23 protein-coding genes are annotated in these 24,999 nt (G+C 50.7%); 4 read left to right on the top strand and 19 right to left on the bottom strand.

Annotated elements, in window-relative coordinates; genetic code table 11:
• Positions 1–3: 3 nt before the first annotated feature.
• A complete protein-coding gene (locus ATW55_RS09280; RefSeq protein ID WP_067716178.1) occupies positions 4–318 on the bottom strand; it encodes a hypothetical protein in 315 nt (104 codons plus the stop codon).
• A 3-nt stretch (positions 319–321) separates the two neighbouring features.
• Positions 322–1,092, bottom strand: a complete 771-nt coding sequence (locus ATW55_RS09275; RefSeq protein ID WP_067716173.1) for an SDR family NAD(P)-dependent oxidoreductase — start codon at positions 1,090–1,092, stop codon at positions 322–324.
• Positions 1,093–1,194: 102 nt separating this feature from the next.
• Here ATW55_RS09275 and ATW55_RS09270 point away from each other — a divergent pair, with 102 nt between their 5' ends.
• Entirely contained in the window at positions 1,195–1,944 is a 750-nt protein-coding gene (locus ATW55_RS09270; RefSeq protein ID WP_067716168.1) for a tRNA threonylcarbamoyladenosine dehydratase, read from the top strand.
• On the opposite strand, the gene ATW55_RS09265 is transcribed toward ATW55_RS09270, so the two are convergent.
• The 5 genes from ATW55_RS09265 to ATW55_RS09240 form a co-directional block, all read right to left on the bottom strand.
• A complete protein-coding gene (locus ATW55_RS09265; protein WP_067716164.1) occupies positions 1,898–2,920 on the bottom strand; it encodes an RluA family pseudouridine synthase in 1,023 nt (340 codons plus the stop codon). The genes ATW55_RS09270 and ATW55_RS09265 overlap by 47 nt on opposite strands.
• Complete coding sequence (gene yfmH / locus ATW55_RS09260; protein WP_067716161.1) at positions 2,920–4,242, bottom strand: EF-P 5-aminopentanol modification-associated protein YfmH; 1,323 nt, start codon at positions 4,240–4,242, stop codon at positions 2,920–2,922. The genes ATW55_RS09265 and yfmH overlap by 1 nt, the downstream gene beginning before the upstream one ends.
• Complete coding sequence (yfmF, locus tag ATW55_RS09255; RefSeq protein WP_423742960.1) at positions 4,235–5,164, bottom strand: EF-P 5-aminopentanol modification-associated protein YfmF; 930 nt, start codon at positions 5,162–5,164, stop codon at positions 4,235–4,237. The genes yfmH and yfmF overlap by 8 nt, the downstream gene beginning before the upstream one ends.
• A gap of 560 nt (positions 5,165–5,724) precedes the next feature.
• Positions 5,725–5,955 carry a hypothetical protein gene (locus ATW55_RS09245; protein ID WP_067560468.1) on the bottom strand — a complete coding sequence of 77 codons (231 nt, stop codon included), beginning with the start codon at positions 5,953–5,955 and terminating at the stop codon, positions 5,725–5,727.
• A gap of 160 nt (positions 5,956–6,115) precedes the next feature.
• Positions 6,116–7,288, bottom strand: coding sequence for an NAD(P)/FAD-dependent oxidoreductase (locus tag ATW55_RS09240; RefSeq protein ID WP_067716150.1), 1,173 nt, complete (start codon positions 7,286–7,288; stop codon positions 6,116–6,118).
• Between the two features lie 325 nt (positions 7,289–7,613).
• Between ATW55_RS09240 and ATW55_RS09235 the strand changes: the two genes are divergently transcribed.
• Positions 7,614–7,850: an indolepyruvate ferredoxin oxidoreductase subunit alpha gene (locus ATW55_RS09235; protein WP_067716146.1), complete on the top strand. Its 237-nt coding sequence runs from the start codon at positions 7,614–7,616 to the stop codon at positions 7,848–7,850.
• 42 nt (positions 7,851–7,892) lie between these two features.
• Here the strand turns inward: ATW55_RS09235 and ATW55_RS09230 are convergent, their stop codons facing one another.
• From ATW55_RS09230 to ATW55_RS09210, 5 genes are all read right to left on the bottom strand, one after another.
• On the bottom strand, positions 7,893–9,134 hold the full coding sequence (locus ATW55_RS09230; RefSeq protein WP_336433219.1) for an MFS transporter: 1,242 nt from the start codon (positions 9,132–9,134) through the stop codon (positions 7,893–7,895).
• Between the two features lie 82 nt (positions 9,135–9,216).
• Complete coding sequence (locus ATW55_RS09225; RefSeq protein ID WP_082685709.1) at positions 9,217–10,059, bottom strand: undecaprenyl-diphosphate phosphatase; 843 nt, start codon at positions 10,057–10,059, stop codon at positions 9,217–9,219.
• Between the two features lie 127 nt (positions 10,060–10,186).
• A complete protein-coding gene (gene icmF, locus ATW55_RS09220) occupies positions 10,187–13,453 on the bottom strand; it encodes a fused isobutyryl-CoA mutase/GTPase IcmF (protein WP_067716280.1) in 3,267 nt (1,088 codons plus the stop codon).
• 94 nt (positions 13,454–13,547) lie between these two features.
• Positions 13,548–14,174, bottom strand: a complete 627-nt coding sequence (locus ATW55_RS09215; RefSeq protein ID WP_067716134.1) for a TetR/AcrR family transcriptional regulator — start codon at positions 14,172–14,174, stop codon at positions 13,548–13,550.
• A gap of 113 nt (positions 14,175–14,287) precedes the next feature.
• Positions 14,288–14,671 carry a hypothetical protein gene (locus ATW55_RS09210; RefSeq protein WP_067716129.1) on the bottom strand — a complete coding sequence of 128 codons (384 nt, stop codon included), beginning with the start codon at positions 14,669–14,671 and terminating at the stop codon, positions 14,288–14,290.
• A 96-nt stretch (positions 14,672–14,767) separates the two neighbouring features.
• Between ATW55_RS09210 and ATW55_RS17080 the strand changes: the two genes are divergently transcribed.
• On the top strand, positions 14,768–15,628 hold the full coding sequence (locus tag ATW55_RS17080; RefSeq protein WP_067716124.1) for a 3D domain-containing protein: 861 nt from the start codon (positions 14,768–14,770) through the stop codon (positions 15,626–15,628).
• Between the two features lie 81 nt (positions 15,629–15,709).
• Here ATW55_RS17080 and ATW55_RS09200 read toward each other — a convergent pair whose 3' ends face one another.
• From ATW55_RS09200 to ATW55_RS09185, 4 genes are all read right to left on the bottom strand, one after another.
• Positions 15,710–17,491 carry an acyl-CoA dehydrogenase family protein gene (locus tag ATW55_RS09200; protein WP_067716120.1) on the bottom strand — a complete coding sequence of 594 codons (1,782 nt, stop codon included), beginning with the start codon at positions 17,489–17,491 and terminating at the stop codon, positions 15,710–15,712.
• A 27-nt stretch (positions 17,492–17,518) separates the two neighbouring features.
• Positions 17,519–18,694: an acetyl-CoA C-acyltransferase gene (locus ATW55_RS09195; protein WP_067716116.1), complete on the bottom strand. Its 1,176-nt coding sequence runs from the start codon at positions 18,692–18,694 to the stop codon at positions 17,519–17,521.
• 25 nt (positions 18,695–18,719) lie between these two features.
• Positions 18,720–21,107, bottom strand: a complete 2,388-nt coding sequence (locus ATW55_RS09190; RefSeq protein WP_067716110.1) for a 3-hydroxyacyl-CoA dehydrogenase/enoyl-CoA hydratase family protein — start codon at positions 21,105–21,107, stop codon at positions 18,720–18,722.
• A 143-nt stretch (positions 21,108–21,250) separates the two neighbouring features.
• Positions 21,251–22,126, bottom strand: a complete 876-nt coding sequence (locus ATW55_RS09185; protein WP_067716107.1) for an aminotransferase class IV — start codon at positions 22,124–22,126, stop codon at positions 21,251–21,253.
• A gap of 85 nt (positions 22,127–22,211) precedes the next feature.
• Here ATW55_RS09185 and ATW55_RS09180 point away from each other — a divergent pair, with 85 nt between their 5' ends.
• Positions 22,212–22,556, top strand: coding sequence for a histidine triad nucleotide-binding protein (locus ATW55_RS09180; RefSeq protein WP_067716103.1), 345 nt, complete (start codon positions 22,212–22,214; stop codon positions 22,554–22,556).
• 65 nt (positions 22,557–22,621) lie between these two features.
• Here ATW55_RS09180 and ATW55_RS09175 read toward each other — a convergent pair whose 3' ends face one another.
• From ATW55_RS09175 to ATW55_RS09165, 3 genes are all read right to left on the bottom strand, one after another.
• Positions 22,622–22,987 (bottom strand): cupredoxin domain-containing protein, encoded by a 366-nt coding sequence (locus tag ATW55_RS09175; RefSeq protein ID WP_082685708.1) that lies wholly within the window; start codon positions 22,985–22,987, stop codon positions 22,622–22,624.
• Between the two features lie 47 nt (positions 22,988–23,034).
• Positions 23,035–23,601, bottom strand: a complete 567-nt coding sequence (locus ATW55_RS09170; RefSeq protein WP_160327211.1) for a phosphatase PAP2 family protein — start codon at positions 23,599–23,601, stop codon at positions 23,035–23,037.
• Between the two features lie 67 nt (positions 23,602–23,668).
• Positions 23,669–24,763: a phospholipase D-like domain-containing protein gene (locus tag ATW55_RS09165; RefSeq protein WP_067716096.1), complete on the bottom strand. Its 1,095-nt coding sequence runs from the start codon at positions 24,761–24,763 to the stop codon at positions 23,669–23,671.
• Positions 24,764–24,999: the final 236 nt, after the last annotated feature.

The raw sequence follows: 24,999 nt of genomic DNA, 5'->3' as shown, positions 1-24,999 counted from the left end.
CTCTTATGATCGCCAGATCATGTACTGTAAAACCACCGCAGTAAGCAACAAGAGAATCGCGACAATCACCGCTGCGTAGAACCATCTGCGGCGCGCCGCGCGTGTGAGGTCGTCATGGCTTGATGACGACATTGCATCATCAACCGAAATTCCCGAGCGGTTCATAAAAAGGAGAACAAAAATTCCGCCTATGCCAACAAGCGCTCCGCGGTTGACAAAGGACTGAAACGTATGCGGAGCAAAAAACCACGTATCGACGAAAAGCACAAGGAGCACAGCCACATAGAGAATGCCCACGCGCAACATAACGTGTTTCATCGGTTAAAACCCATAGACGCTCATACCGCCGTCCACCATAAGCGCCTGCCCTGTCACATAGCTTGCGGCATCCGATGCCAAAAAAAGCGCTGGACCGACCAATTCACGCACGTCGCCCACGCGCTTCATCGGTGTACACGCGAGAATCTCAGCGAGATAGTCCCGATCATCAAGCAACTTCTCAGTCAAGGGCGTACGAAAATACCAAGGACCAATCGCATTGACGCGCACATTGCAAGTCGCCCACTCCACAGCCAAGACACGCGTCATATGAAGCAACCCAGCCTTTGCAGCGGCATACGCAACCCCTGTACGCAGCGCCACCTGGCCTCCCACTGAAGCGATGTTTACAATGCTTCCGCCACCTTGCAAAAGCATCACACGCCCTGCCGCCTGAGCGACGAAAAAGGCTCCGCGCAAGTTCGTGTCAACCACCGCATCCCAGTCTTGCTCTTCTACGTCAATCGCCTTTTTGCGGATGTTGAGCCCCGCATTGTTAATGAGCGTATCGATGCCGCCCATGATTGCAACGGCTTCCTGCATGGTGCGGCGAACCTCTTTTGTATCTGAAACATCCATCGGCATCTTGTGGAGAACCGCTTCCGGGTGACGCTCACGAAGCTTTTGCAACGCGTCTTCCAGGCCTGTCTCTCCGCGCGCAGTCAGCATCACTTCAGCGCCCGCCGCCGCGAATCCGTCCGCCAATGCAAAACCGATCCCACGAGTCGCACCTGTCACGAGTACACGACGATTGCGCACCGAAAACAGATCCATTGGAATTCCTCCCCAGCGTGCTTTACACTAGTTCGTAGCTTAACAAAATGGGAAGGATACGCGCAAGACGCAATCCACTCTCTTTACTGGAGGTCGAAATAAGTGATCCATCGTTTTTCTCGAACTGAGCTCGTAGTCGGTCCTGAAGGTCTTTTGCGTCTGCAACACGCGCACATCGCAGTGCTTGGCATTGGCGGTGTCGGCTCCTATGCCGTCGAAGCCCTTGCGCGCAGCGGTGTCGGAACCATCACACTGGTCGACCGCGACACAGTTGACATCACCAACATCAACCGCCAGATTCCAGCCCTCACATCAACGATCGGACGCGAAAAAGTCGAGGTCATGCGCGAACGCATCCTCGACATCAACCCGACATGCAATGTCCATACGATGCACATGTTTTTTTTACCGGAAACAGCGGAGCGTTTCTTCTCTCATGCGTACGATTACGTCATCGACGCCATGGATACGGTGAGCGCAAAGATCGATTTGGTGAGCCGCTGCAAAGAACGCGGCATTCCTCTTATCACAAGCATGGGAGCCGCCAATAAGATCGATCCGACACGGTTTACAGTGATGGACTTATTTGATACATCAATGGACCCCATCGCTCGCGTCATGCGCCGGGAATTGCGCAAAAAAGGAATCCACTGCGATGTGCCTGTCGTCTGTTCGACCGAACCGCCTCGATTACCGCGCGAAGACGTCCGACGCGCCATCGTGCCGCAAACCCTGCCGGAAAACGCCTCACGCAAAGCGTCCAATCCTCCAGCAAGCATCGCCTTTGTACCGCCTGTCGCAGGGCTCATCCTCGCGAGCGTCGCGATTCGCGCGGTGGCTCAGCTTGCGTAACCCGATCGCGCAATACATCCACAAGTGGGAGACTGGTTTCTGCGAGTCCCCTCGTTAATCCTGTTTTTTGCAGAATATCGAAAAAAAGCGGTGACGGAGGCGCCACAAACGTTCGTCCGTCTGCCAGCGCCAGTCCATACGCATGGAGCAAGTGATGATTGACATCAAACGCGGGTTTACCACCATACTTGATATCGCCGAGAAGCGGGTGTCGAATGCTTTGCAGATGGGCGCGTATTTGATGCGTCCTGCCGCTGATCAGTTCCACCTCGATCAGTGTAAATCCAGCCGCGCTCGCCAGCGGACGATAGCGGGTGAGGGCCACCTTGCCGAGAGCCTGATCCAGCGAGCGAGCGAGCGGACGGGTTACTTGACTCGCCGTATCGCGAACAAGGGAGAGATCAATTTCACCCGGTCCTTCCAGTTTCCCCCACACGATCGCCAAATAATGTTTTTTGATCTTGTGCCGCCTGATTTGTTCAGCGAGATCGCGCAGGGTTTGCGCATCTTTTCCGATCAAGACAAGACCCGATGTGTTGCGATCGAGTCGGTTGACCGTCGCTGGCAGAAACGAGCGGCCGTGCTCGATTTCGCCATGCCCATGCAAGTAGGCAAGCGCTCGATTGATGAGGGTATCTTTGTGCTCTTGTGCGTCAGGGTGTGTCAACAGCCCAACGGGTTTGTTGAGGATCAGAAGATGATCATCTTCATGAATGACGGATATGTCTGTACTAACGCCGCCGAACTTGCGCACGGATCGCGCAAGAGATTCGTACTCCTCCTCGCGAAGGTACAAGGTCAATTCGTCGCCCGGTTGCAAAACGGTCTCCATTTTTCCTTTGACCCCGTTCACTTTGACCCGGCCGACGCGAATCATCTTGTACACACCACTGAGCGGCATGCCAGGCAGCGTTTGACGCAAATACCGATGCAATTTTTTCCCGCTGTCCTGAGGCAGAATCTTACTCGTAATCACTAAATGGTACCGCCCTTTCCTGCGACATCCTCACGCGACGGTTTTGGCCGCACAATGGACACGGTAAGCTGTTCTTCATTTACGTGAGAGCACAGGGCCTCCATCACATCATCAATCGTGATGTGTTCAAGCACGTCAAGCGCTGTAAATACATCGATACCGCGCAGTCTTTGGGCTGTGTATACATAGGCGATGCCTTGCGGAGAATCGAGCAGTGAAAAAAAGCGTCCCATCGCTTTTTTTCGGACACGTTCAAAATCCTTTTGCCCCACGCCCGCTTTTTCGTACCTCAAAAGCTCTGATAGAACACGTTCAACCAGTTCATCAGGCCGATTTGAATTGCCGCCCATTTGCGAGTGGCCATACCAAGGTGTCAACTCGTAATCCGAGCCAAATCCCGCATCGGTCAATCCCTCATCCATTAGCGCATGATAAAGCGCCGAACCGCGCCCCAAAAGCGCCTCCATCCATACTTCCATCGCCGTTTCTCGCAGTTGCCTCTTCTTGGCGTCAGGCGATTGCCACGTCTCTTTAAACCCGAATAGGACGCGCGGCTGCGCCATGGTCAACGCAGATTCCACGCGCTGTTCATGCGGCCTCACCGGAACTGGAGGCAAAAATCGCTGAACTGGCTTTTGCCGCGTGTAGTTTTTCTTTGACTGATTTTCAACCACCCACGATATAACCCGCTCAGGTTCTTCTGGCCCCACGACAAACAGCACCATGTTACTCGGATGATAAAACGTCTCGTAGCAGTCATAGAGATCCTCTTTGCGGATTTTCTGAATAGACGACTGAGTGCCTGCGATGTCAACCCCCATGGGGTGATCGCCATAGAGTCCACGCAAAAAATTCGAATGACACCGCCAGTTTGGCATCTCGTCATACATGGCGATCTCCTGTCCGATAATTCCCTTTTCTTTCTCCACATTCTCATCCGTGAAATAGGGACGCTGAACAAAATCAAGCAGCGTCATGAGATTCTCGCGAACGTTTGCCGTCGACGAAAAAAGATAGGTTGTCGTGTCATACGTAGTAAACGCATTGGCCTGCGCCCCGTAGCGCGCGAAATCCTGAAACACATCGCCGTGCTCTTCTTCGAACATCTTGTGTTCAAGAAAATGGGCAATGCCATCCGGTACAATCACGCGTTCGCCACGTGAAGCGACCACAAACTCGCGGTCTACACTTCCGTATTGTGTCGTAAAGGACGCATACGTCTGACGAAAATCAGGTTTGTGCACGATGTAAACCGTCAATCCATTTTCCAGCGTCTGATGATAGACCGCTTCCTGCAGCGTTTTGTACTCGGTTTTATGCATGGCTAATCCCCTCCTCATCGCGCAAGAAGTAAATGGTATCTACCTTGACGGTTCGCGCCACTTCTTGAACATCTTGAATGGTCACCGCCTGCACGGCTTCGATCAGCGCATCAACCGATCGCTTTTTTCCACCAAGGCGCGCATAAACGTCCATCATTGCATCCGTCAGCGGCTGATCGTCAGAGAGCTTATATTGGTTAATCAACCCTTGAATTGTAAACGATCGCTCTTCTTCCGTAATCTCCGTTTCCATCGCGCGAATCTGCTCAAGAATGATCGCCTTGGCCTGCTCGTAGTTCTCAATCTGAATTCCGGATTGAATCAAAAGAATCCCTTTTAATCCATACATACGGCTCGACGCATAATAAGCCAAGCTCGCCTTCTCGCGAACATTTACAAACAACTTGGAGTGAGGAAACCCGCCGAGGATGCCATTGTATACGAGTAGTGCTGGGTACATGTCATCTTGATAAAGAACAGTTGAGCGAAGCCCGACACAAAGTACCCCTTGTTGCACATCCATTTGCTCTACAACCGTTGCAATTGGTTTCTCAACAGGACTGACCGTCGGCGCCTTTACAGCCGTTTCAACGGCTGTAAAGCGCATCTCTGCGAGCGGTGAGAATGCGCGAAGTGCAAGCGCTTCAAATTGATCGCTTGTAAAATTACCCACTGCGTAAAGGTGCACCGTCGCATCGCGCAGGATTTCTTTATACTTATGATAAAGTCCTGTTGACGTAATGTTTTCTACACGATCCGCATAGCCCAGGCGCGGAACACCAAACGACTCGTCTTTACACATAAGTGCGATTGTGCGATCGCCTGCATATGCAGCTTTATCGTTGATGAGATTTTCGATGCGCTGTCTGTGCAAGTCTTTTTCAACTTCAACCCCTGCACGTTGAAAGCTATCACCTTCCAAGCCGGCCGCAAAAACACATCCGCCAAAAGTTGTACAACCTTTTCGAGAACATCGGGGTGTCCTGGAAGATAGGTCTCATCCGCAAACTGAACGTGAAACTCAACAGTCTGTACATCCCCGTGCTTTCCCACAACGCCAGAGATACCTGCGCCATACTGCTCGTCAAACGCTTGCATGAGAGTTTCAGGTGATCTGTGGCGATCTGTCCCCCGAAGCAACAAGCGCGGCAAAAGGGCGACTTCAGTCACATCGTCAGCTGCGAGGGGGCGTTCAAGAACAAGCCAGAGTGTGGCGGTTTTATACTTTTTCGTCTGCAGGGTGTGCACGTGCAGTCTTCCGTGTGAACTTGATTGAAATGTTGCATTCAAAGCGGGTCCTCCTATCCACCATCCCAGATCCAAAACCTTCACATGATTATGTAGTATGCGTAAGCCAAAGCACGGCATGCGGCTGGAGAGCACGCAAATTTCTTCGAGCTCGCCAGCCGCATGTCAACATTCCATGCTGCGTTTCCATTTTTCATGTATTACATACTCGCAAATCGCCAAATCTCCTTAAGTTCACTTCCGAACCTGGCTCCGCGCCGCCGCTTGTGCCACATCAAAGTCAATTTTAGAAATCAACTGTGACGATCGTATCCACTGTTGAATCTCACGTTTCATCGCGGGGGAGACGTACTTTGGCATTCCATGGCCATCAACGACGTCGCGACGCGTCATGCGGTGTCGACTGACACAATGAAAATTCGTCAAAGCTTCCATCAGTTCACCACAAACCGGACATTGAAACACCGACACCCATCCCTTCGAGAGACATGTCGCATGCTGTGCACTATCGGTCTTGTTGCCTGACAAATCTGACGAACTCAGTGTAGCGTTTTCCGAATCATTTCGCAAGTAGACAAAGTGCCTTCACCCAACGCACAAACACAGCTCTACCATCGGCATGCCATTAGCTGGAGTGAAACATTGCGCCGATTTTGGCGAGGTAGCGCATCTGACTGGCCTCTTTGGCCATATACGCCATTTTCCCGTACATCTTATAGGATTTAAAAACTTTGCCGACCGCATCTTTGCGACCGAGTGACGCAAGGGCCCCTAAGATGTTTGGCTTAAATGGTTCAAGCGCTGCGCCGCGAAGCTCATTGGTTATATTTTTGCCACTTGCAATCCCCATCTGCCACGCCAGTTGCGCCGTCGGAGGAAGCGGTCTCCCCTCTTCACCGATGACAAAACAAGCGTCTCCAATGATATACACATCGGGGTGGCTAACCGACTGTAGATACTCGTTAACCTTTGCCCGCCCGCGCGGTTCTGTCTCAAATCCCGCATCCACAACCAATTGATTTCCGCGCACGCCACCTGTCCAGATCACGGTGTGTGTCTCGATCACTTCTCCGGTTTTAACCGTAACGCGCCCAGGCTCAACCTGCGTAATGGCAGCGCCCGTCATAAAGCGTACACCGCGTGACGTCAGGCTGGTCTGCGCGGCATCCACAAGGTCCTTGTCAAAACCAGGGAGTATCCCTGGTGCCGCCTCAATGTTGTAGAGTTCAACTTGATCCATCGAAATACCCGCCTCAAGCGCAAACTGCGGCAGCGCGTCAGCAAGTTCTCCCACGAGTTCAATCCCGCTAAACCCGGCTCCCCCAACGACAAACCGCAAAAGCGCCGGGTCGCGCTCGTAAAGATAGCGCGCAAAACAAGATTCAATATGTGCACGAATCAAGCGCGCCTGATTGACTGACTTTAGCGTGAATGCATGTTCCTTCATTCCCGCGATTCCAAAGTACTCCGTTTCGCTCCCGAGTGCGACGACCAATTTATCATACGTGATCGTCCTGCCATCCTGAAGCTCAACCAAGCGCTCATCAGGAAGGATTGCGCTAACCGTGCCTTTGACAATTTCCACATTTTTTCCTTCAAGCAGCTTCGAAAGCGAGAGGCGCAGTGAACGATCCGGGCGCGCACCAACCGCCGTCTCGTGAAGCTGTGTGATCAATTGATGATAGGCGTGCTTATTGACAAGGGTGATTTCTGCGTCAGAAGAAGATACATGTTTTCGCAACTCTTGCGCGCAGAGAAGTCCCGCATAACCGCCGCCTAGGATGACGATGTGTTCCATCGGCTTGTAATCATCCTTCACATTGTTTATGATTTCACAAACGATTTCGCAATAAGTGATTGACACACAATTATCATAACAGGAATGTAGATGATGTCAATCTGGCTAACATGAAAGCAAACGTGTCAAGATCAACTGTCTAAGTGGTTTTTTATGAACTGTTTCAATCGCAGGTGGCGTGCTGATCGTGAATGAATTCACGATTTATCTCTGTTATCATTCCTTTCCCTAAAACGTTTCAATCCCCATTTTAGATATTGAAATCGGCATGAGGCGTATTATATGATAGACATGCAAGGATCTTGCAAACGAGGGAGTGTCTAACGTGGCGTTTATCATTACATCACCGTGTATCGGTGAAAAAGCTGCCGACTGTGTTGAAACTTGCCCAGTTGATGCGATTCATGAAGGCGAAGATCAATACTACATCGATCCAGATACGTGCATTGACTGCGGCGCCTGCGAAGCGGTGTGCCCAGTAGCGGCTATTTTTCAAGAAGATTTTGTTCCAGAAGAAGAAAAGTCCTTCATTCAAAAGAATGCAGACTTCTTTAAATCGTAATGGATGCGATAAAAAAACCTCGCCGATCAGCGGCGAGGTTTTTTATCGCATAGGCCCCAAACGCCTGTCTGTATACGTAACCTTGGCGATTAACACGCTCGTCAATACATAGGCAAACCCGAGAATGGATGAGACAATCAACACGCCGTGAACCCCTGGAAAAATCGCGAGAAAAATAAAGAGTAACAAAATCCCACTCACACGACCAACGCCAAGCGCGACTTCACGGCTAATGACATACTCCGCCCGGCGCACGCTCGATCGTTCCGACTCATCGATCTCATCTTGAGTGACTGACGTAAGCGGAATCATGACAAACGGAAACAAGAGTGCCGTACTTGCCCCGAAAATAGTCAAAATCATCGGCTTGATTCCCAAAAGAAGTACGCAGGCAAACCCTCCAAGCGCGATACTTGGGACAATCATAAAACGCTTGAGAAGCTCGTGTCGTTTGATTCGACCGATCCACCCATACGACAGCAATGCGACAATACCCGTCCACAAACCAAAGTCGCCGACACCCGCTTCTGTTTTTGACGAGAAAAAAACGAGAATTGGAATGACAAACGCATAGACACCTTCGCGCAAGCCAAAGCTCACCGTCGCAAGCCAGACCCTGCGCCAGTCAGGATCCCGCGCAAAACAGAATCCTTCTGCGAACTCCGTACGGCGGCACGGGCCGTGTCGCAACCGGAAAGACTGCACAAAAAGAATGACAAAAAGTGTGAACGTACAGGCAAAAACAAGGGAATATCCAGTGAGTCTCGCGGAGTTTGCAATGATGAGACCAGCAACAAACGGAGCAAGCATTCCGACCAGCGATGTAAAAAAACCTGACGCTGCGTGAAAATCTGTTCGCGCATCTGCCCGCGTGCAATCAAACGAAGCGACGTGAAACGCGTACCAATAAAAACCCTGACCGAGTCCAAACAAGAGTCCGAGCCATATTGCGTGATGCGCAGCCGCTTTCCCTGCAAAGAGCAAAAGCGCGAAAAAAACAGAAACCCCTATAATGCCTATACGCAAAAGGGTTGGCTCTTTGACCCGATGCGCCAAAAAGCCGCATATCACAAACGCGAGGGGAATCCCTACATCAAGGAATCCGTTAAACAAAATAAGTGGAAAAAGGGAATGATCAACACGCCATAAATAAACGTTGATGAATGTAGCCGAGAGGCCTAGCCCCGCGATAAAAAGCGTGTTTGATCCAACAAGTCTTCGCGCATCCGCCGAAAGCCGTTTTAAAAAAAAGAAGCGCAGGATACCCCCTCCTTTCCTTCCCATCACGTAGCTTGCCTCATGCCGGGCAAGTCATGCGCGAAGTAAAGAGGGAACCCTGCGTCAACTATTTTCTAAATCCTTATTCTCAGACAAAAAAGCTATAAATTAAAACGAGTCCTCCCAATCCAACGCAATAATACCCAAACGGACGAAGTGCCTTGATCTCGTGTGTTTTAAAGTACCGCATTAAAAACCATGTACTCGCGTACGCCGCGATCCCGGCAACCACACCGCCAAGCAGTCCCATCGCAAGCATTGTATGGTTGTTGTGAAGCTTGGGGAGCTCTTTGACGGCTGCGCCGAGAATGACTGGTGTCGCGAGAAGAAAACTGAGGCGCGCCGCAGCCTCATAGCGAAGACCGTACATCAGTCCTCCAATCATCGTCATGGCAGACCGAGAAAATCCAGGAATCAAGGCAAGGGACTCGAGCACCCCGATAATCAAAATTTCTTTAAAGTTGAGATCATCCATATTGCGATTCCCTTTTCGCTTTAAGAGTCTATCGCCAAGGATGAGGATAATGCCGTTTACGATGAGAAAAATCATGGCTATGCGCGGGGTGGCAAACAAGCTCGCAAATTTTTTCGCACCAAGCCCACCAATGATCACCGCAGGAATGGTACCGACAACCAGCAATATAAATTCTTTGCGCGCGATGCGTTGCCGTTTAGCCACTACCGAAGACTTGCTGTCTTTTGCAAAGAGCGCGACCAAAAACGTGAGCCAGTCGCGAAAAAAGTAGATGAGCAGCGCAACTGCCGTTCCTACATGGAGCAAAACCAGATAAGGAAGAAAGGCAGGATTCGCCTGAACGTTCGGCCAATGAAGGAGATATGGAAGGAGAACCCCGTGTCCGACACTGCTGATCGGGAAAAGCTCTGTGATCCCCTGAATGAGGGCAAAAATCAGGGTCTGCGATACATGCATTGAATAGGAACCTCCCAGAAGGATCATTCTAACGCGAAGATTGTACCACATGAAGGCAGGTTCCGTCCGTATTTGCGACGAAACCTGCCACTTAATGTCGATATTTTAGGCAACCTTTAACAATCTTTTACATATTTCTCCGGTACTGTCCTCCGACTTCATAGAGAGCTTCCGTAATCTGGCCGAGACTGGCCACTTTCACCGTCTCCATCAATTCTGCAAACAAGTTTTCGCCTTCAAGCGCAATTCTTTTGAGTCGATCGATAGCCTCCTCAACCTCACCGCGATGCCGCTCCTGAAACTGTCGAAGATGCTCTATCTGCAATCGCTTCTCTTCAGGTGTCGCCCTTGCAAGAGGGACATCCTTCACCATCGGCTCACCGCCTGGGCGCAAAAACGTATTGACTCCGACAATCGGCAACGCACCCGAATGTTTTTGCATCTCGTACTCCAGCGACTCTTCCTGAATTTTCCCCCGTTGGTACTGAGTTTCCATCGCGCCTAGCACGCCGCCGCGATCATTGATTCTCAGAAATTCGTCGAGCACCGCCTCTTCGACCAGATCCGTCAGTTGTTCAACGAGGTATGAGCCTTGCAGCGGATTCTCATTCATCGTAAGCCCAAACTCGCGATTGATGATCATTTGAATCGCCATCGCCCGCCGCACGCTCTCTTCAGTTGGTGTGGTGATTGCTTCATCGTAAGCGTTGGTGTGCAGCGAATTACAGTTGTCATAAATTGCGAGAAGTGCCTGAAGCGTCGTCCGGATGTCATTAAAATCAATTTCTTGCGCATGAAGCGAGCGGCCAGACGTCTGGATGTGATATTTGAGCTTTTGACTTCGCTCTGATCCGCCGTAAAAATCGCGCATGGCCACAGCCCAAATGCGTCGCGCGACACGTCCCATGACGGTGTACTCCGGGTCCATGCCATTGCTGAAGAAAAAAGAAAGGTTCCCCGCAAAGTCATCAATCTTCATCCCGCGGCTAAGATAGTACTCTACATACGTAAAGGCGTTTGACAAGGTAAATGCGAGTTGCGAAATCGGGTTGGCTCCCGCCTCTGCGATATGATAACCACTGATTGATACCGAGTAATAATTCGAAATGGAGTGATCCACAAAATACTGTTGAATATCCCCCATCATCCGAAGCGCAAAATCTGTAGAGAAGATGCACGTATTCTGACCTTGATCCTCTTTCAAAATATCTGCTTGAACCGTACCCCGAACGCGCCGCAGAGTCGACCATTTCAGTTTCTCTCGCTCATGTTCCAATGGATCGCGTCCCTCGCGTTTTATAAACGCATCTTCTTGCTGCCTGATCGCCGTATTAAAAAACATGGCAAGAAGAATCGGGGCAGGTCCATTGATCGTCATCGAGACAGACGTCGAGGGATCTGTCAGATCAAATCCGGCAAAAAGCCGGTTCATGTCGTCAAGCGTGCAGACACTCACGCCACTCTCACCGATTTTCCCGTAAATGTCCGGCCGCTCTGCGGGATCTTCACCATAGAGTGTCACGCTGTCAAACGCAGTCGACAAACGCTTGGCCGTGTCATTTTGCGAAAGATAGTGAAACCGGCGGTTCGTCCGCTCAGGCGTCCCCTCTCCCGCAAATTGGCGCCGCGGTTCTTCCTCTGTTCGTTTGAACGAAAAGACGCCCGCCGTAAAAGGAAATGCCCCCGGCACATTCTCTTCACGCAAAAAACGCACCCATTCACCGTAATCGCGAAACGAGGGAAGTGCCACTTTAGGAATGCGCGTGTTCGAAAGGGAGCGCACAAAAAGCGGCGTGCGAATCTCGCGGCCGCGAATGTTTGTCACGTATTCATCCTGGGCATAACCCGCACGAAGCGCGGGAATTCCTTCGATTTGATCCACGAGTTGGCGGGGAAGCGCCGCGCGCAGTGCGTCGACTTTTTCCTCCATGACGCGAATCGCCGCTTGATCGAACTGATGCAAAAGCTGTTGTCGCGTGCCTTCGATCTGAAACCATGCAGTCGCCGTCTCTGCGTACGCCTTCGTGTTCGCTTTGTACTGCTTGATCGTTTTGACCACGTCAAGCAAATAGCTCTGGCGTTCTGCCGAAAGAATGGCTTGTCGCGAACTCGTTTTTACCACTGCATGATTCTCGACTGTAAATGATTCGTCAAATTGAGCGGCGAGTCGATTCACCAAGTCATAAAACAGCTTCTGTACGCCTTCGTCGCGGTATGAACTCGCCATCGTTCCATACACAGGCAATGACTCCGCTTTGTGCTCAAACCATCCGCGGTTACGCTGCAACTGCTTGCGCACGTCGCGTAAAGCGTCCATCGAGCCGCGCCGCTCAAACTTATTGATCGCGATAAAATCGGCATAGTCAAGCATGTCAATCTTCTCAAGTTGCGAAGGCGCGCCAAACTCTGAAGTCATCACATAGATGCTGATGTCGCAATGTGAAACGACGGCGGCATCCCCTTGGCCAATGCCACTTGTCTCAACGAGAATCAGATCAAAGCGGGCTGCGCGGCAAATCTCGATGGCGTCACGGAGTGCAAGCGAAATCTCAGAATTCGCAGAACGTGTCGCAAACGAGCGCATGTACACATTGGGATGGTCGATCGCATTCATGCGAATTCGGTCTCCAAGGAGTGCCCCTCCCGTTTTTTGGCGCGTTGGGTCTACGGATAGGATCGCGATTCGCTTTGACGGAAAATGAGTGAGAAAACGGCGCGTCAGTTCATCCGTCAAGGAACTCTTGCCAGAACCACCAGTGCCTGTGAGACCGACCACCGGAATGTGTGCCTTGCCAGACTGCACGCACTCTTTTATTGACTTTAAAAGGAGAGGTTTAAACTCCGCGCCTGACTCGCGATCTTCAAAGAGTGAGATGATTTCAGCCACGTCTTGATGATTCCATGCCAGATTTTCAGGAATCCCCTCTTTCGCCCATTTTAACGCGCGGGTGCACGGCGTATCATGATCGCTGATGCGAATCATTTCGTTGATCATTCCCTGAAGTCCAAGCAACCGTCCATCCTCAGGAGAATAAATACGCGTGACGCCATACTCGTGCAATTCATCAATCTCACGCTTGACAATCACCCCGCCTCCACCGCCAAAAACGTGGATATGTGAGGCTCCAAGTGTGCGTAACAGGTCAATCATATAGCGAAAGTACTCGACGTGGCCGCCTTGATAAGAGCTGATCGCAATCGCTTGAACATCCTCTTCAATCGCCGCTTTCACGACTTCCGCCACAGAGCGATTGTGTCCGAGGTGGATCACTTCAACTCCGCTTGCCTGCAAAATCCTGCGCATAATGTTGATGGATGCGTCATGACCGTCAAACAGGCTTGAGGCAGTGACAAAGCGCACATGATGTTTCGGGAAATACGGCTTTTCGTCCACGATCTGCTTTTCCACGTCGAATCACTCCTCGCTTCTAGTTGGCCGAGCCGATACGACCTAACAGTAGGTCGATCAATGTCAACCGTGACGGCAATCATGTCGCCGAACACAGTTCTCTCATAATCAGTGAAGTTTGTGTATCTGTGAATGTATCCAGAGTATACGAGCGATGAATCGACCACCTGCGAAACGCCCACATTTGCCCGAGCACCGTGATGTTGTGCGCCATCAGCATGACAAGATCTGGCGCAAGCGTAAATGAACCATCGTCAATTCCGCGCTGCAAAAGTTTTGCAAAATAGTTGCTGATCCCTTGTTCACGAGCCAGCACCGCGCGCATGTAGTCCTTTGGCAGTGAACGCGTCTCTTGATAAATCAAAACGACGAGATCCTGTACATCATCAATTGCGTGGAAAAAGTTTTTGAGAAGCCCTGGAAATGCTTCAGCCATGGTCATTCCACTCGGCGTTGTCGCGTGAAGTTTAGCCTCCACCTGGGAGTGAATCATGTCGCAGACCAACAGGAGAATGTCTTCTTTTGATCCAATATACTCGTAAAGCGTTCCCGTACCCAAGCCGCTCTCCCTGGCTATCTCACGCGTCGTTGTGCGATGGTATCCCTTTTTTAAAAAAAGCATGGTCGCCGCATTGACAATCTGTTCCCGTCGCACTCGAACTAACTCGAGATCCTTTACGGGTGTGGCAATTTTATGAACGGACACTGTACCAACTCCCGTTTGTATGAGGTTCTTGAGCGAGCGCTCAGTCTAACCTATTCTAGCACACAGATAGAAGGATGAATACAGATGTCTAGATTCAGTCGTCAATAGGCACTTTATGCGCCTAACGTTTCCTTTGCCTTCATAAGCAGCGGTTGAATTCTTTCCAACGCCTCTTCCTGCATCCCAATATCAACGTACAGATCAGATGCGTCCGTCCATGATTTGGCGCGCTGTTCTAAGCGATCAAGCGCCTCTTTAATCTCAACAAGAGGTCCACTGCACTCATCAAGCCATTGCATCACTTGCTTTATTTCATCCGGACGCTCAAGTGCGGCAAACTCAGCCTCTGTCCGCAGTTTGATGGTGAGCGATAACAAATCGGATACGCGGTGTTTGATTTTTTTGATGCGAAACGAAAAATCCCCTTTGCGTCTGCGCAGTGAAATGAGATAGATGACACCCGCGATAACAATGGCAAACCCAATCAGCTTGATCAAAACCACTCACTCCCACGATACATCTTCACATTTGTCTGTTTAAGATTTGCCAATTTTGGCAAGTCTATAGCTAACGTCATAAACTAGGAGAGATCTATGAGACGGATCATCGGGTGGATCACGTCAGTCGCAATGATGGCGCAGACGAGCGCCTCACTTCATTCTTCACCGTCACACCATCACACGAAGACAGCTCCTGCAATTGTCTACCACATTCAGCCTGGAGATACCCTGCAAATCATCGCAAAACGCTTTAAAACTTCGGTCGCAACGCTTGAGAGACTTAATCCGATCAAAAACCCAGACCTTATCCAGGCAGGACAGATACTGCGGATTCCACAAACGCTTCCTTTTGCGCCGCCTGGCACAAAAGCCATCGTGAGCACGTTGACCGCATACACGGACGGCTATTCTTCCACAGGTAAACTTCCTGGGTCACAAGCCTTCGGGGTAACTGCCACAGGTGACACGACCATTCAAGGCATCACAGCCGCCGTCGATCCCAATGTGATTCCATACGGTACCGTCCTCTATATTCCAGGTGTCGGGTTTCGCATCGCAGATGACACAGGGGGCGCCATCACAGGGACACATATTGATGTATTTTACCAAAACGAAGCCACTGCGCTTCAATTTGGGCGAAAGAAAAATCAAATCGTCTACATTCTTCCCTACTCCATGCGCTTGATGATGAAAGGGATCATTCGAGCAAATGAACATGTACACACGGCTTTTCACGCGTACAACAAGCGTATTATACAACGGAAAGATGCGCCACTAAAGCGCGCTGCGCACAATGACTACCTGCAACTTCTCTTGTTGCGCTCGCGTCACGCGATATTTGCCGCACACTCAAAGCGTCCCGCTACTGGCTTCGGCATTCTTGACGCGCCGGACATCGCACTCATGCAATCCATCTGGCGGCCTGTGTTTGCCGTCGCCAAACGTGTACTATAATTGCATATTCTTGCGAAAACGCCTGCGACACAAAACTTTGTCGCAGGCGTTTTATATACACAAAGCGATTCTGCACGTAAGTCAAGCGAGATAGCGTCCCGCCTCGATAACTTCTTTTGCGATTGCCCGTTTGAGCGAAACCGTATTCTTAGGGGTGTATCGAGTCAGTTTTTTCAAAAGGGTGAGCGCTGTCTTCAGTGCGTCCCCTTCTTCCATCGCAGCCAGCGTATCGCGTGCAGTCGCCTCAACGCGCGGGAACGTTTCAGCAACGAATAGCTTCACATAATTCGCCTGAAGCGCGGCGCGCCCACTGCCGCCATTTGCCGCCGTTTTTTGCGCGCGTAAAAGCGCGCTCTCCATGGTGTAAAGCGCAATCCCAAGATCTGCAAGATTCGCCAATACCTCTTGCTCGCGGTCAAGCGCCTGCCCGTACTTTTGCACCGCCATTCCGCCTACCATCAAAAAGATTTTCCTCGTCATGTTTACCGCGTACGTCTCAGCGCCAAGCTCTGCATCCTCATCAGGAAGTTCTAACGTCGACATCATCTCACCCTGCAGTTTCGTCGCCGCCTGCAAGAGTGCCACCTCGCCCTTTAACGCCTTTCGCATGAGTGTGCCCGGGACAAGCAAGCGGTTGATCTCGTTTGTTCCCTCAAAAATTCGATTGATGCGCGAATCACGATACATCCGCTCAATTGGGTAATCCTGGATAAAACCGGCGCCGCCATGAATCTGTACGCCTTCATCAACGACAAAATCGAGAGCCTCCGATCCAAATACTTTGTTGATCGAGCACTCAATCGCAAACTCCTCAATCGCTTTTGCCGCGACGTGACCAGCGTCTGCGCCAGATAGATCCGCCGCTGAGAGCGCCGCGTCGATTGCGCCCGTCGTGCGATACGCGCTGGACTCTGCCACAAACGTCCGCGCTGCCATATCTGCAATTTTTCCTCCAATTAAAGGAAAGGAAGCGATCGGTCGCTTAAACTGCTCACGTGTCTTCGCGTAAGCGACTGCCGTCTGCAACGCCTCTTTGCTGCCACCGACGCAGCCTACCGCCAATTTGTAACGCCCGATGTTCAAGATGTTAAACGCGATCACATGGCCTTTGCCTGCTTCGCCCAATAAATTCTCAACGGGCACGTGAACATCTTCCAAGATCAAAGGGCGCGTTGAAGACGCTTTGATACCCATCTTTTTCTCTTCAGGCCCAGTGCTAACCCCTGGATAATCCCGCTCCACGATAAAAGCTGAAAATTTTTCGCCATCAATCTTTGCATAGACGACAAACACATCCGCAAATGCAGAGTTTGTAATATACTGCTTTTGCCCGTTTAGAATGTAGAATTTCCCATCTGGGGACAATTTCGCAGTCGTTCGCGCGCCAAGCGCATCCGAACCCGATCCAGGTTCTGTCAACGCATATGCGGCAAACCGCTTGCCAGAAGCCAGATCTGGAAGATATTTTTGCTTTTGATCAGCATTACCGAAATACACAATGGGAAGCGTTCCAATTCCCACGTGCGCGCCGTGCGACAATGCAAACGAACTGCCGCGCGTCATATACTCGCCAATCAGCGAAGAGCTCACTTTGTCTAATCCAAGACCGTCATACTGTTCAGGGACATCCGCCGCCAGCAAACCGAGATCTCCTGCTTTTTGCAAAAGCTTTTTCGTGAGTTCCCAATCCTGATGCTCAAGCTGTTCGCTGACAGGAACCACTTCCCCATTTACAAAGTCAGCCGTTGTCTTAGCAATCATGCGATGCTCATCACTGAAGTCTTCGGGCGTAAACAGCAGGTTATAATCACTTTCTTCCACAAAAAATGCTGCGCCAATCTCTCTATTTTTTACGGATTCCATTTTTCATTCTCCTCCCGGATCTGTCTGTTACACTCGCTCGATGACGCCAGCCGCTCCCATACCGCCGCCGATACACATCGTGACAAGGCCATAGCGCTTGTTCTGACGCTTCAACTCCTCGAGCAGATCAACAGCCTGCCGCGTTCCTGTACAACCGAGTGGATGACCGATCGCAATCGCCCCGCCATTGACATTGACAATCTCCTCATTCATGCCAAGCGCGCGGATCACCTGTACGGCCTGTGCGGCAAACGCTTCGTTTAACTCAATCAGATCAATATCGGCTAACGACAGACCCGCCTTCTCAAGCGCTTTGGGCACAGCTGCAACAGGTCCAATCCCCATGACATCCGGGTCCACTCCCGCCACCGCAAAGGAGCGAAACACCCCAATCGGCTTTAATCCTTCGCGCGCCGCACGTTCTGCCGACATCATGAGAACCGTTGCCGCCCCGTCGCTCGTCTGCGATGAGTTTCCTGCCGTAACTGAACCGTTCAGCGAAAAAGCAGGTTTCAGCTTGGCGAGCGCGTTGAGCGTCGTATCTCTGCGTATGCCTTCGTCGCGCGAGAACGTAAAAGAGCGGATAACCGTTTTTCCCTCTTCATCCGTCTCTTGCACGGAAACTTGTAGCGGCACAATTTGTGCGTCAAGCTTTCCAGCATCATTTGCGGCAGCCGCCAAACGGTGGCTGCGCAAAGCAAAAGCGTCCTGATCCTCGCGAGAGACACCAAATCGCCGGGCAACCTCTTCTGCCGTGTGACCCATCGAGATGTACGCGTCAGGAAAATTTTCTGCGAGATAGGGATTTGGCGACAGATTATATCCACCCATCGGCAAACGGCTCATGCTCTCCACACCGCCTGCTACGACTGCGTCATACGTGCCCGCCATGATGCCATGTGCCGCCAGCGCAATCGACTGAAGACCCGAACTGCAAAAGCGATTGATCGTCATCCCAGATACGTTTGTCGGAAGTCCTGCGCGCAGTCCAACGATGCGCGCCATATTCATCCCTTGCTCCGCCTCAGGCGTCGCGCAACCTAAAATAATATCGTCAATCTCTGCCGGATCAAACGCGACGCGTGAAAGCATCTCTTTAAGGACTGCCGCCCCAAAATCATCGGGTCGCGTATGCCGTAGCGAACCTCTGCCCGAACGCCCAATCGCACTGCGCGCACCCGCTACAATAACCGCTTCTTTCACATGATCTCCTCCCCATCTCAAAGGTTTAATTGCGAAGCGGTTTGCCCGTCTGCAACATGTACTGCATCCGCGCCTGTGTCTTGGCTTCTCCCAACAGCGACAAGAATGCCTCTCGTTCAAGATCAAGAAGCGCCTGTTCAGAAAGACGTGTTCCCGCCTGGACCTGCCCACCTGTCAGGACGCGGATCAACTGTTTGGCCACTTTTTCATCGTGATCAGAAATGTACCCGCTGCGCCTCATTCCATAGACACCCAATTTGAGCGCTGCCGCCCCGTTCTCGCCCGCAACGCGAATAAACGCAGGTTTTTTTGGAACATAATCGACAGCCAACGAGAGCGCCCGCTGTTTTGCATCTGATAAGAGAAAATCCTGTCCAACCGTGATACGGTCGCGGTCAGAGAGAAAACCGAGCGATTTAGCGTCGAGGGCGGATGTTGAAACTTTGGCGAGTGCAATCGTCTCAAAGGCTCTCTGCACAAACGGAAGCAATGGCACATCCGGATAATCCGGCACGTTTTCCATCACTCTCATGAGCAATTCCTTGTTTCCGCCACCGCCCGGAATCAAACCGATCCCTGTCTCCACAAGTCCCAGATACGTTTCAGCCGCCGCTTGCATCGCGGTACCTGCAAGCGCAATTTCTGCACCGCCACCGAGCGTGAGTCCGTATGGCGCGACGACCACTGGTCGCTTCATAAACTTGATGCGTGATGTTGCGCGCTGAAACTGTTGGATCATCAGATCAATCTCATCCCAGTTTTCATCCTGCGCCTCTGTAAGCATCATCATGATGTTAGCGCCGACGCAAAAATTGGTCGCATTCGCCCCGATGACAAGCGCGCGATAATTTTTTTCTACTTCGTCGGCGGAACGCATCATCATGGAAATCATGTCCCCGCCAATCGCCTGCTTCAAAGAGTGAAAATGAAGACACGCCACATCATCGCCCAGATCAAGCAGTGTCGCGCCATTATTGCCAAAAATCTTCCGGCCTTGCGCCATGAGCGCAAAAAGATCGATTCGCGCGCCTTGCGTCAGCGTCTTGTATCCAGTCCGAGTGTGAAACATTGTGACGCCGTTGTCCTTTTGATAAAAAGACTGGCCATTTTCGACCATCTCAAGCACAAAGCCGGGAACGTCGTCTCCTTCTTCCACCATTCGTTTGACTGATCGCGCAAGTCCAAGCGCATCCCACGTCTCAAATGGGCCAAACTCCCAGTTAAAGCCCCACTTGAGCGCATTGTCAATCGCAACGATGTCATCCGCAATGACACCGACGAGAGAAGCACTGTAGATCAGCACTTTTTTGAGCACATTCCAGACAAAATTTGCCGCCTCATCCTGCCCGTAGGCAAGCGCGCAGAGTTTCTCAGGCAGCGTTCTTGCGACTTTCGCCGCTTCGAAAGAGACAGAGCGAAGTTTGCGGCGGGGTCGATACGTGAAATCAGATAAATCAATGGCGAGGATCTCTGTCCCATTTTCATCTTTTTGCTTTTTGAAGAAACCCTGACCATTTTTGTCTCCGAGATACCCTTTGGCGACCATATCTAAAATCGGCTCAGGCACCGTAAACACATCTCGCTCATGTTCATTCGCAGAATGTTCTAGTACGTTGTTCGCAACATGAACAAACGTGTCCAAACCGACCAGATCAAGTGTTCGAAACGTGGCACTTTTGGGACGTCCTATCACAGGACCTGTCAATGTATCCACTTCATCAACACCAAAACCCGATTTTTCCATTTCCCTCAGTGTTACAAGCAACCCATACGTCCCTATGCGGTTTGCAATAAAATTCGGTGTATCTCTTGCAATCACCACGCCTTTTCCCAAAACGCGCGAACAAAATGTCTCCATCTCTGTGACAATTGCGGGATCAGTGTGTGCTGTAGGGATAATTTCCAAGAGTTTCATGTAGCGGGGGGGATTGAAGAAGTGTGTCCCAAGAAAATTCTTTTGAAATCCTTCCGATCGTCCGGCGGCCATTGCTTCAATTGAAACGCCCGACGTATTGGAACTGACGATCGTCCCAGGTTTTAAAAAGGAATCCACACGCTCTAATACTTGCCTTTTAATCGCCAAATTCTCGACAACGACCTCAATCACCCAGTCACACTCTTCGATTCTCTGTAAGTCATCCTCAAAATTCCCAGTTTCAATTCGTTCCGCCTGCTCCTTTGTATAGAGAGGCGCCGGTTTTGCTTTGAGCAAATTTGCAAGTGCGCGATCAGCCAAGCGATTCCGCACTGTCCGATCCGAAAGTGAAAGCCCTTTCTTTTCCTCTTCAGGAAGCAACTCTGCAGGTACAATATCAAGCAAAAGACACGTGATCCCTACATTTGCAAGATGGCCGGCAATGGCCGCTCCCATGACTCCAGAGCCGAGCACTGCGGCGCGCTTTATCGATCTCATCCAAATACCCCCTTGCTCTTGCATCTATCATAGCAGAGGATCCTTGATTTGAATATGATTTTTTGACTGATCGGTCAATGTTTACGTCAGACCATTGTGACAAATATTCAACTGTGTACAGCGCGTTCAAACCGTGCAATCGATCACTTCATTAAAATTCCACGATGTTGCGCTTCAAAGTGCTTCTGCAAAAGGCGCGTCACCACAAACTCATCGACGTTTCCGTTTCTAATGTACGTCTCATTGACTTGTCGAATCGGCACAATTTCTGCAATCGTGCTCATGGTAAACGCTTCATCAGCTTCTTTCAGTTCATCTACAGTGAATGCCAATTCGACAACAGGTATACAAAGCTCGCGCGCCAGTTCCAATACAACTTGCCTCGTAATCCCGTGAAGAATCGACTGATTCGCTGGATGCGTATACAAAGTGCCACCGCGCACGATTGCGATGTTGCTGCTGGTGCCTTCCGTAACCAACCCGTCGCGAACAAAAATCGCATCGTGAAAGCCTTCGTCAAGCGCACGCTGTTTCATCAACACATTCGGCAATAAATTGAGCGATTTTATGTAACACCATGACCAGCGAATGTCTTCCGTCGTCTTGACACGCTGTCCTTGATGGCGCAAGGCACTCGTTGATTCTGTCTTCACAGGCCGCACCGTCATGGTGAGGCGGGCCACCGCATCCGGAAATGGGTGATCGCGCCGCGCCGCGCCGCGCGAAACCTGGATATAGAGCGCAGCTTCGCTGAGACCACTTAACTCATGTGCTTTCTCGATCAACTCAACAATCTTTGGCATCTCATAGGGGAGTGTAAGCGAGATGGCCTGCGCGCTCCTCTCAAAACGTTTCATATGCTCTTCCAACTTAAAAAATGCACCTTGATAGATACGAATGACCTCATAAATTCCGTCGCCAAATTGATGTGCACGATCTTCGAGCGGGACTTTTGCTTCGTCTAACCGTAAAAATTTCTCCCCGTCAAACGCGATACCGTCACGATAATCATCTGGCATAGAGTTATTTCCTCCTATTTGTTATGATCTCTTTGAATCCATATTGAGGCGTTGAGAAGTCGCGCCCAGACGAGGTGAACCAAGGTTGGAATCATGCGTTTTCTGTAAAATTGTTCGTCGCGAACTTCCGTCTACCATCCTCTATGAGAATGAACACGTCATGGCTTTTGAAGACATTGCAAAGATGGCACCGACGCATGTCTTGATTATACCAAAAACACATCTACAATCCGTTGTGGAACTTGATTCAGCAGATGGAACTTTGCTTACTGCGCTGCAAGAGGCGGTCGTCGCTGTTGCAAAAATAACAGGTGTATATGAAACTGGGTTTCGAGTGATTACGAATGTTGGGGAAGAGGCAGGGCAAACCGTCTTTCACCTCCACTACCATATTCTGGGTGGAAGAAAGCTCGAGGTTTTATTAGGTTAGATACTATTTGACATGTGCGACCACGCAGAATCTCAAACTCCCACAGTCTTCAGCGTGGTCGCATCTCACTTGTGATCAATTTGCAGATATCCTATATAACCCTGTTCCTTTTTTCCTCCTGTATCTGAATAGTACTCAAAACGCCCCGTCTTGTCTGGCACGAACGAAACGTACGTTTTTTCATTCGGTTGCAGATTCTGCGTAAACAGATAGAATTTCGGCAGGACAAAATTATGAACCTGCCGGGTTTGATTCACAATATCAATGCGTATCGGGCCCTTGTCTGTAGCGTGAAGTTCGTTTGGAACAAATCCTCTTGTCGTAATGGCCACATGAAATTCTTCTGCGTGCGCAACCGCCGCAAAGCCTGTACTCGCAAGGATTGAACATACAGCCATCACTTGTAACAGTGCAGCGCGAATGAAAATCACCCTCTCCGTGAGCGCTTATTAAGAGAGGATTCCCATTCCCCGGTCGTCTATGACAAAAACAGAGAAACTAAAAATGCCACAAGCGTCCCACGCCCGCCCCAGCCACCAGATCGCTCGGGTAGTGCAAAAGCGCAAAAAACGCGAGAGACAGCCAATCCCACTGCGATCACATAAAGAAACGGGGCCAGAGGAGAAAAGTGAAATGCAAGGTATCCAGCCAACGCAAAGGCGCCCCCCGCGTGATTCGAAGGAAAGGATGGATCTTGTTCATCCTTTCTCACAGACGGAGTCAATCTGCGTTTGACAAAAGGTCTCACTCTGCCAACTTTCACGGCAATCACATCAATCAGAAGCTTTGTGCAAACCGCTGAAAACATCGCTCCAAGAACTTCAGAAATCGTCGAGAGATCCGAAAAAAAGAGTATTCTCCATAACATGAATAAAATCATTACAACGATCATAAGCCATGCCCCGATCCGGGCAAGCCACTTCATCCACACGTGTAAATAGCGCTGCCGCCACTGGTTGTGAATCACCCAATCAACGGCAAAACGATCAAACGCGCCCCACGAACTTATCCATGTTTTTCGCTTGTACTCTTGAAATTCTCCCATGGATCTCATCATAGCGCATTCACAGCCCCTGAACTAGCCTCATGAGAACCATTGTTGCGCTTCTTGGTTAGTAAGTAGCCGAAGAACCGTATTGACCACTTGCAGAAGCCGCAACGTCACCGCCGCGACCCCACTGTGTGTTAAAATCGCTCGCGACCACCGACCCCATGCGCGGCACAAACGTCAATTCCAGATCCCCTTCGTGATTGACAGAAAAACCGTGGTAGGAAAAATTGGCTGAACCGACAAAGAGGATACGCCCTTGATCGATATTCACAATCTTTGCATGAAGATACTCCCCTTGGTACGGTGTATAGTACTTGACAGAAATTCCTGCGCGCAAAAGCCGGGCCGCGCTGCGGTGATTGTAACTCTGTTTTGCGTCAAGCAAGACGCGTACGGTGACGCCGCGCGCCGCGGCTGTTTCCAACGCCGTGAGAAAATCCCTGCTCGTAAGTGCAAATGCCTCTACATCAACCGTGTGTTTTGCACCCGCAATTGCCTCGAGCATCGCCGGTTCGATCTGGCCATCATAAAGCAGTGGCAGTGGATACGCGACATTTGCTTCAGGCCAGCCATTCGCACGCGCGGCATCTTGTTGAAAAAGCCCCTCAAAACCGGTTTCAGCGTGGTCAATATAGACTGACGCGTCATGATTCTCCCAGCTGTACGGCCCAAAGTTCATCCCGCCCATCAGAGCGTGAAGACCTGTTGAATTTTCCGTGACAAGTGACTTGATATGAGATATTCCACCAGGTATCGTGAGCAGGCTGACTGGAATGTGGTATTTTCGAAGAAAGGGGAGCGCGATTGTCTGCGAATGGGGTTCTGACGCATCCAGAATGATCTTGACGTCAACTCCTCTTTGCTTTGCCTTTCGCAAACTGTCAAGAAGATCCTGATCACCAAGTTCATACATCGTGAGATGACAAAACACGGTGCTCTGTTGAATCATCTGCAATGCCTCCTCCTTGATTTCCGGACCCCAAAGCAGCGTCATTCCCCGCTCAACGGTCGCGACAGGCACGGCCGGATCGCTCGAAAGACTCGTCGGATCACAGCCCGCCACGAAAAATACCGCTGCAAGAATCATCGTGCCAACCATGGCAAATTGTGGCGCGCGACGCGGCACACACCATTTTGCAGTCGTTTTTCTTCTCACACCAAAACCCCTTCCTCTACTCTCACCCTTCTCGCCGCAAACGGATAGGGATCGTCGCGAAAATCGAATCACTCCTATTCCTGTTATCTGAACTTGCGTCTGATCCTTTTTTCAATCCTAGAACTGGCTTCCCGTTTTGTGTAATGCTGTCTATTTGCAATCGAGTAGGAGGGGGCGCCTAGCCCCCGACCTCTCACACCACCGTACATGCGGGTCCGCATACGGCGGTTCATGAA

It is taken from the genome of Ferroacidibacillus organovorans (assembly GCF_001516615.1).
Classification (GTDB): domain Bacteria; phylum Bacillota; class Bacilli; order Alicyclobacillales; family SLC66; genus Ferroacidibacillus; species Ferroacidibacillus ferrooxidans_B.
The sequence above is the reverse complement of the archived record's forward strand: the minus strand, read 5'-3'. Positions and strand labels throughout refer to the sequence as shown.

Excerpts from the sequence above, each read along its gene's own strand:
- ATW55_RS09280 (WP_067716178.1), bottom strand. The coding sequence starts at position 318 with ATGAAACACGTTATGTTGCGCGTGGGCATTCTCTATGTGGCTGTGCTC.
- ATW55_RS09275 (WP_067716173.1), bottom strand. The coding sequence starts at position 1,092 with ATGGATCTGTTTTCGGTGCGCAATCGTCGTGTACTCGTGACAGGTGCG.
- yfmH (WP_067716161.1), bottom strand. The coding sequence starts at position 4,242 with ATGCATAAAACCGAGTACAAAACGCTGCAGGAAGCGGTCTATCATCAG.
- ATW55_RS09240 (WP_067716150.1), bottom strand. The coding sequence starts at position 7,288 with ATGGAACACATCGTCATCCTAGGCGGCGGTTATGCGGGACTTCTCTGC.
- ATW55_RS09230 (WP_336433219.1), bottom strand. The coding sequence starts at position 9,134 with ATGGGAAGGAAAGGAGGGGGTATCCTGCGCTTCTTTTTTTTAAAACGG.
- ATW55_RS09225 (WP_082685709.1), bottom strand. The coding sequence starts at position 10,059 with ATGCATGTATCGCAGACCCTGATTTTTGCCCTCATTCAGGGGATCACA.
- ATW55_RS17080 (WP_067716124.1), top strand. The coding sequence starts at position 14,768 with ATGAGACGGATCATCGGGTGGATCACGTCAGTCGCAATGATGGCGCAG.
- ATW55_RS09200 (WP_067716120.1), bottom strand. The coding sequence starts at position 17,491 with ATGGAATCCGTAAAAAATAGAGAGATTGGCGCAGCATTTTTTGTGGAA.
- ATW55_RS09190 (WP_067716110.1), bottom strand. The coding sequence starts at position 21,107 with ATGAGATCGATAAAGCGCGCCGCAGTGCTCGGCTCTGGAGTCATGGGA.
- ATW55_RS09185 (WP_067716107.1), bottom strand. The coding sequence starts at position 22,126 with ATGCCAGATGATTATCGTGACGGTATCGCGTTTGACGGGGAGAAATTT.
- ATW55_RS09170 (WP_160327211.1), bottom strand. The coding sequence starts at position 23,601 with ATGGGAGAATTTCAAGAGTACAAGCGAAAAACATGGATAAGTTCGTGG.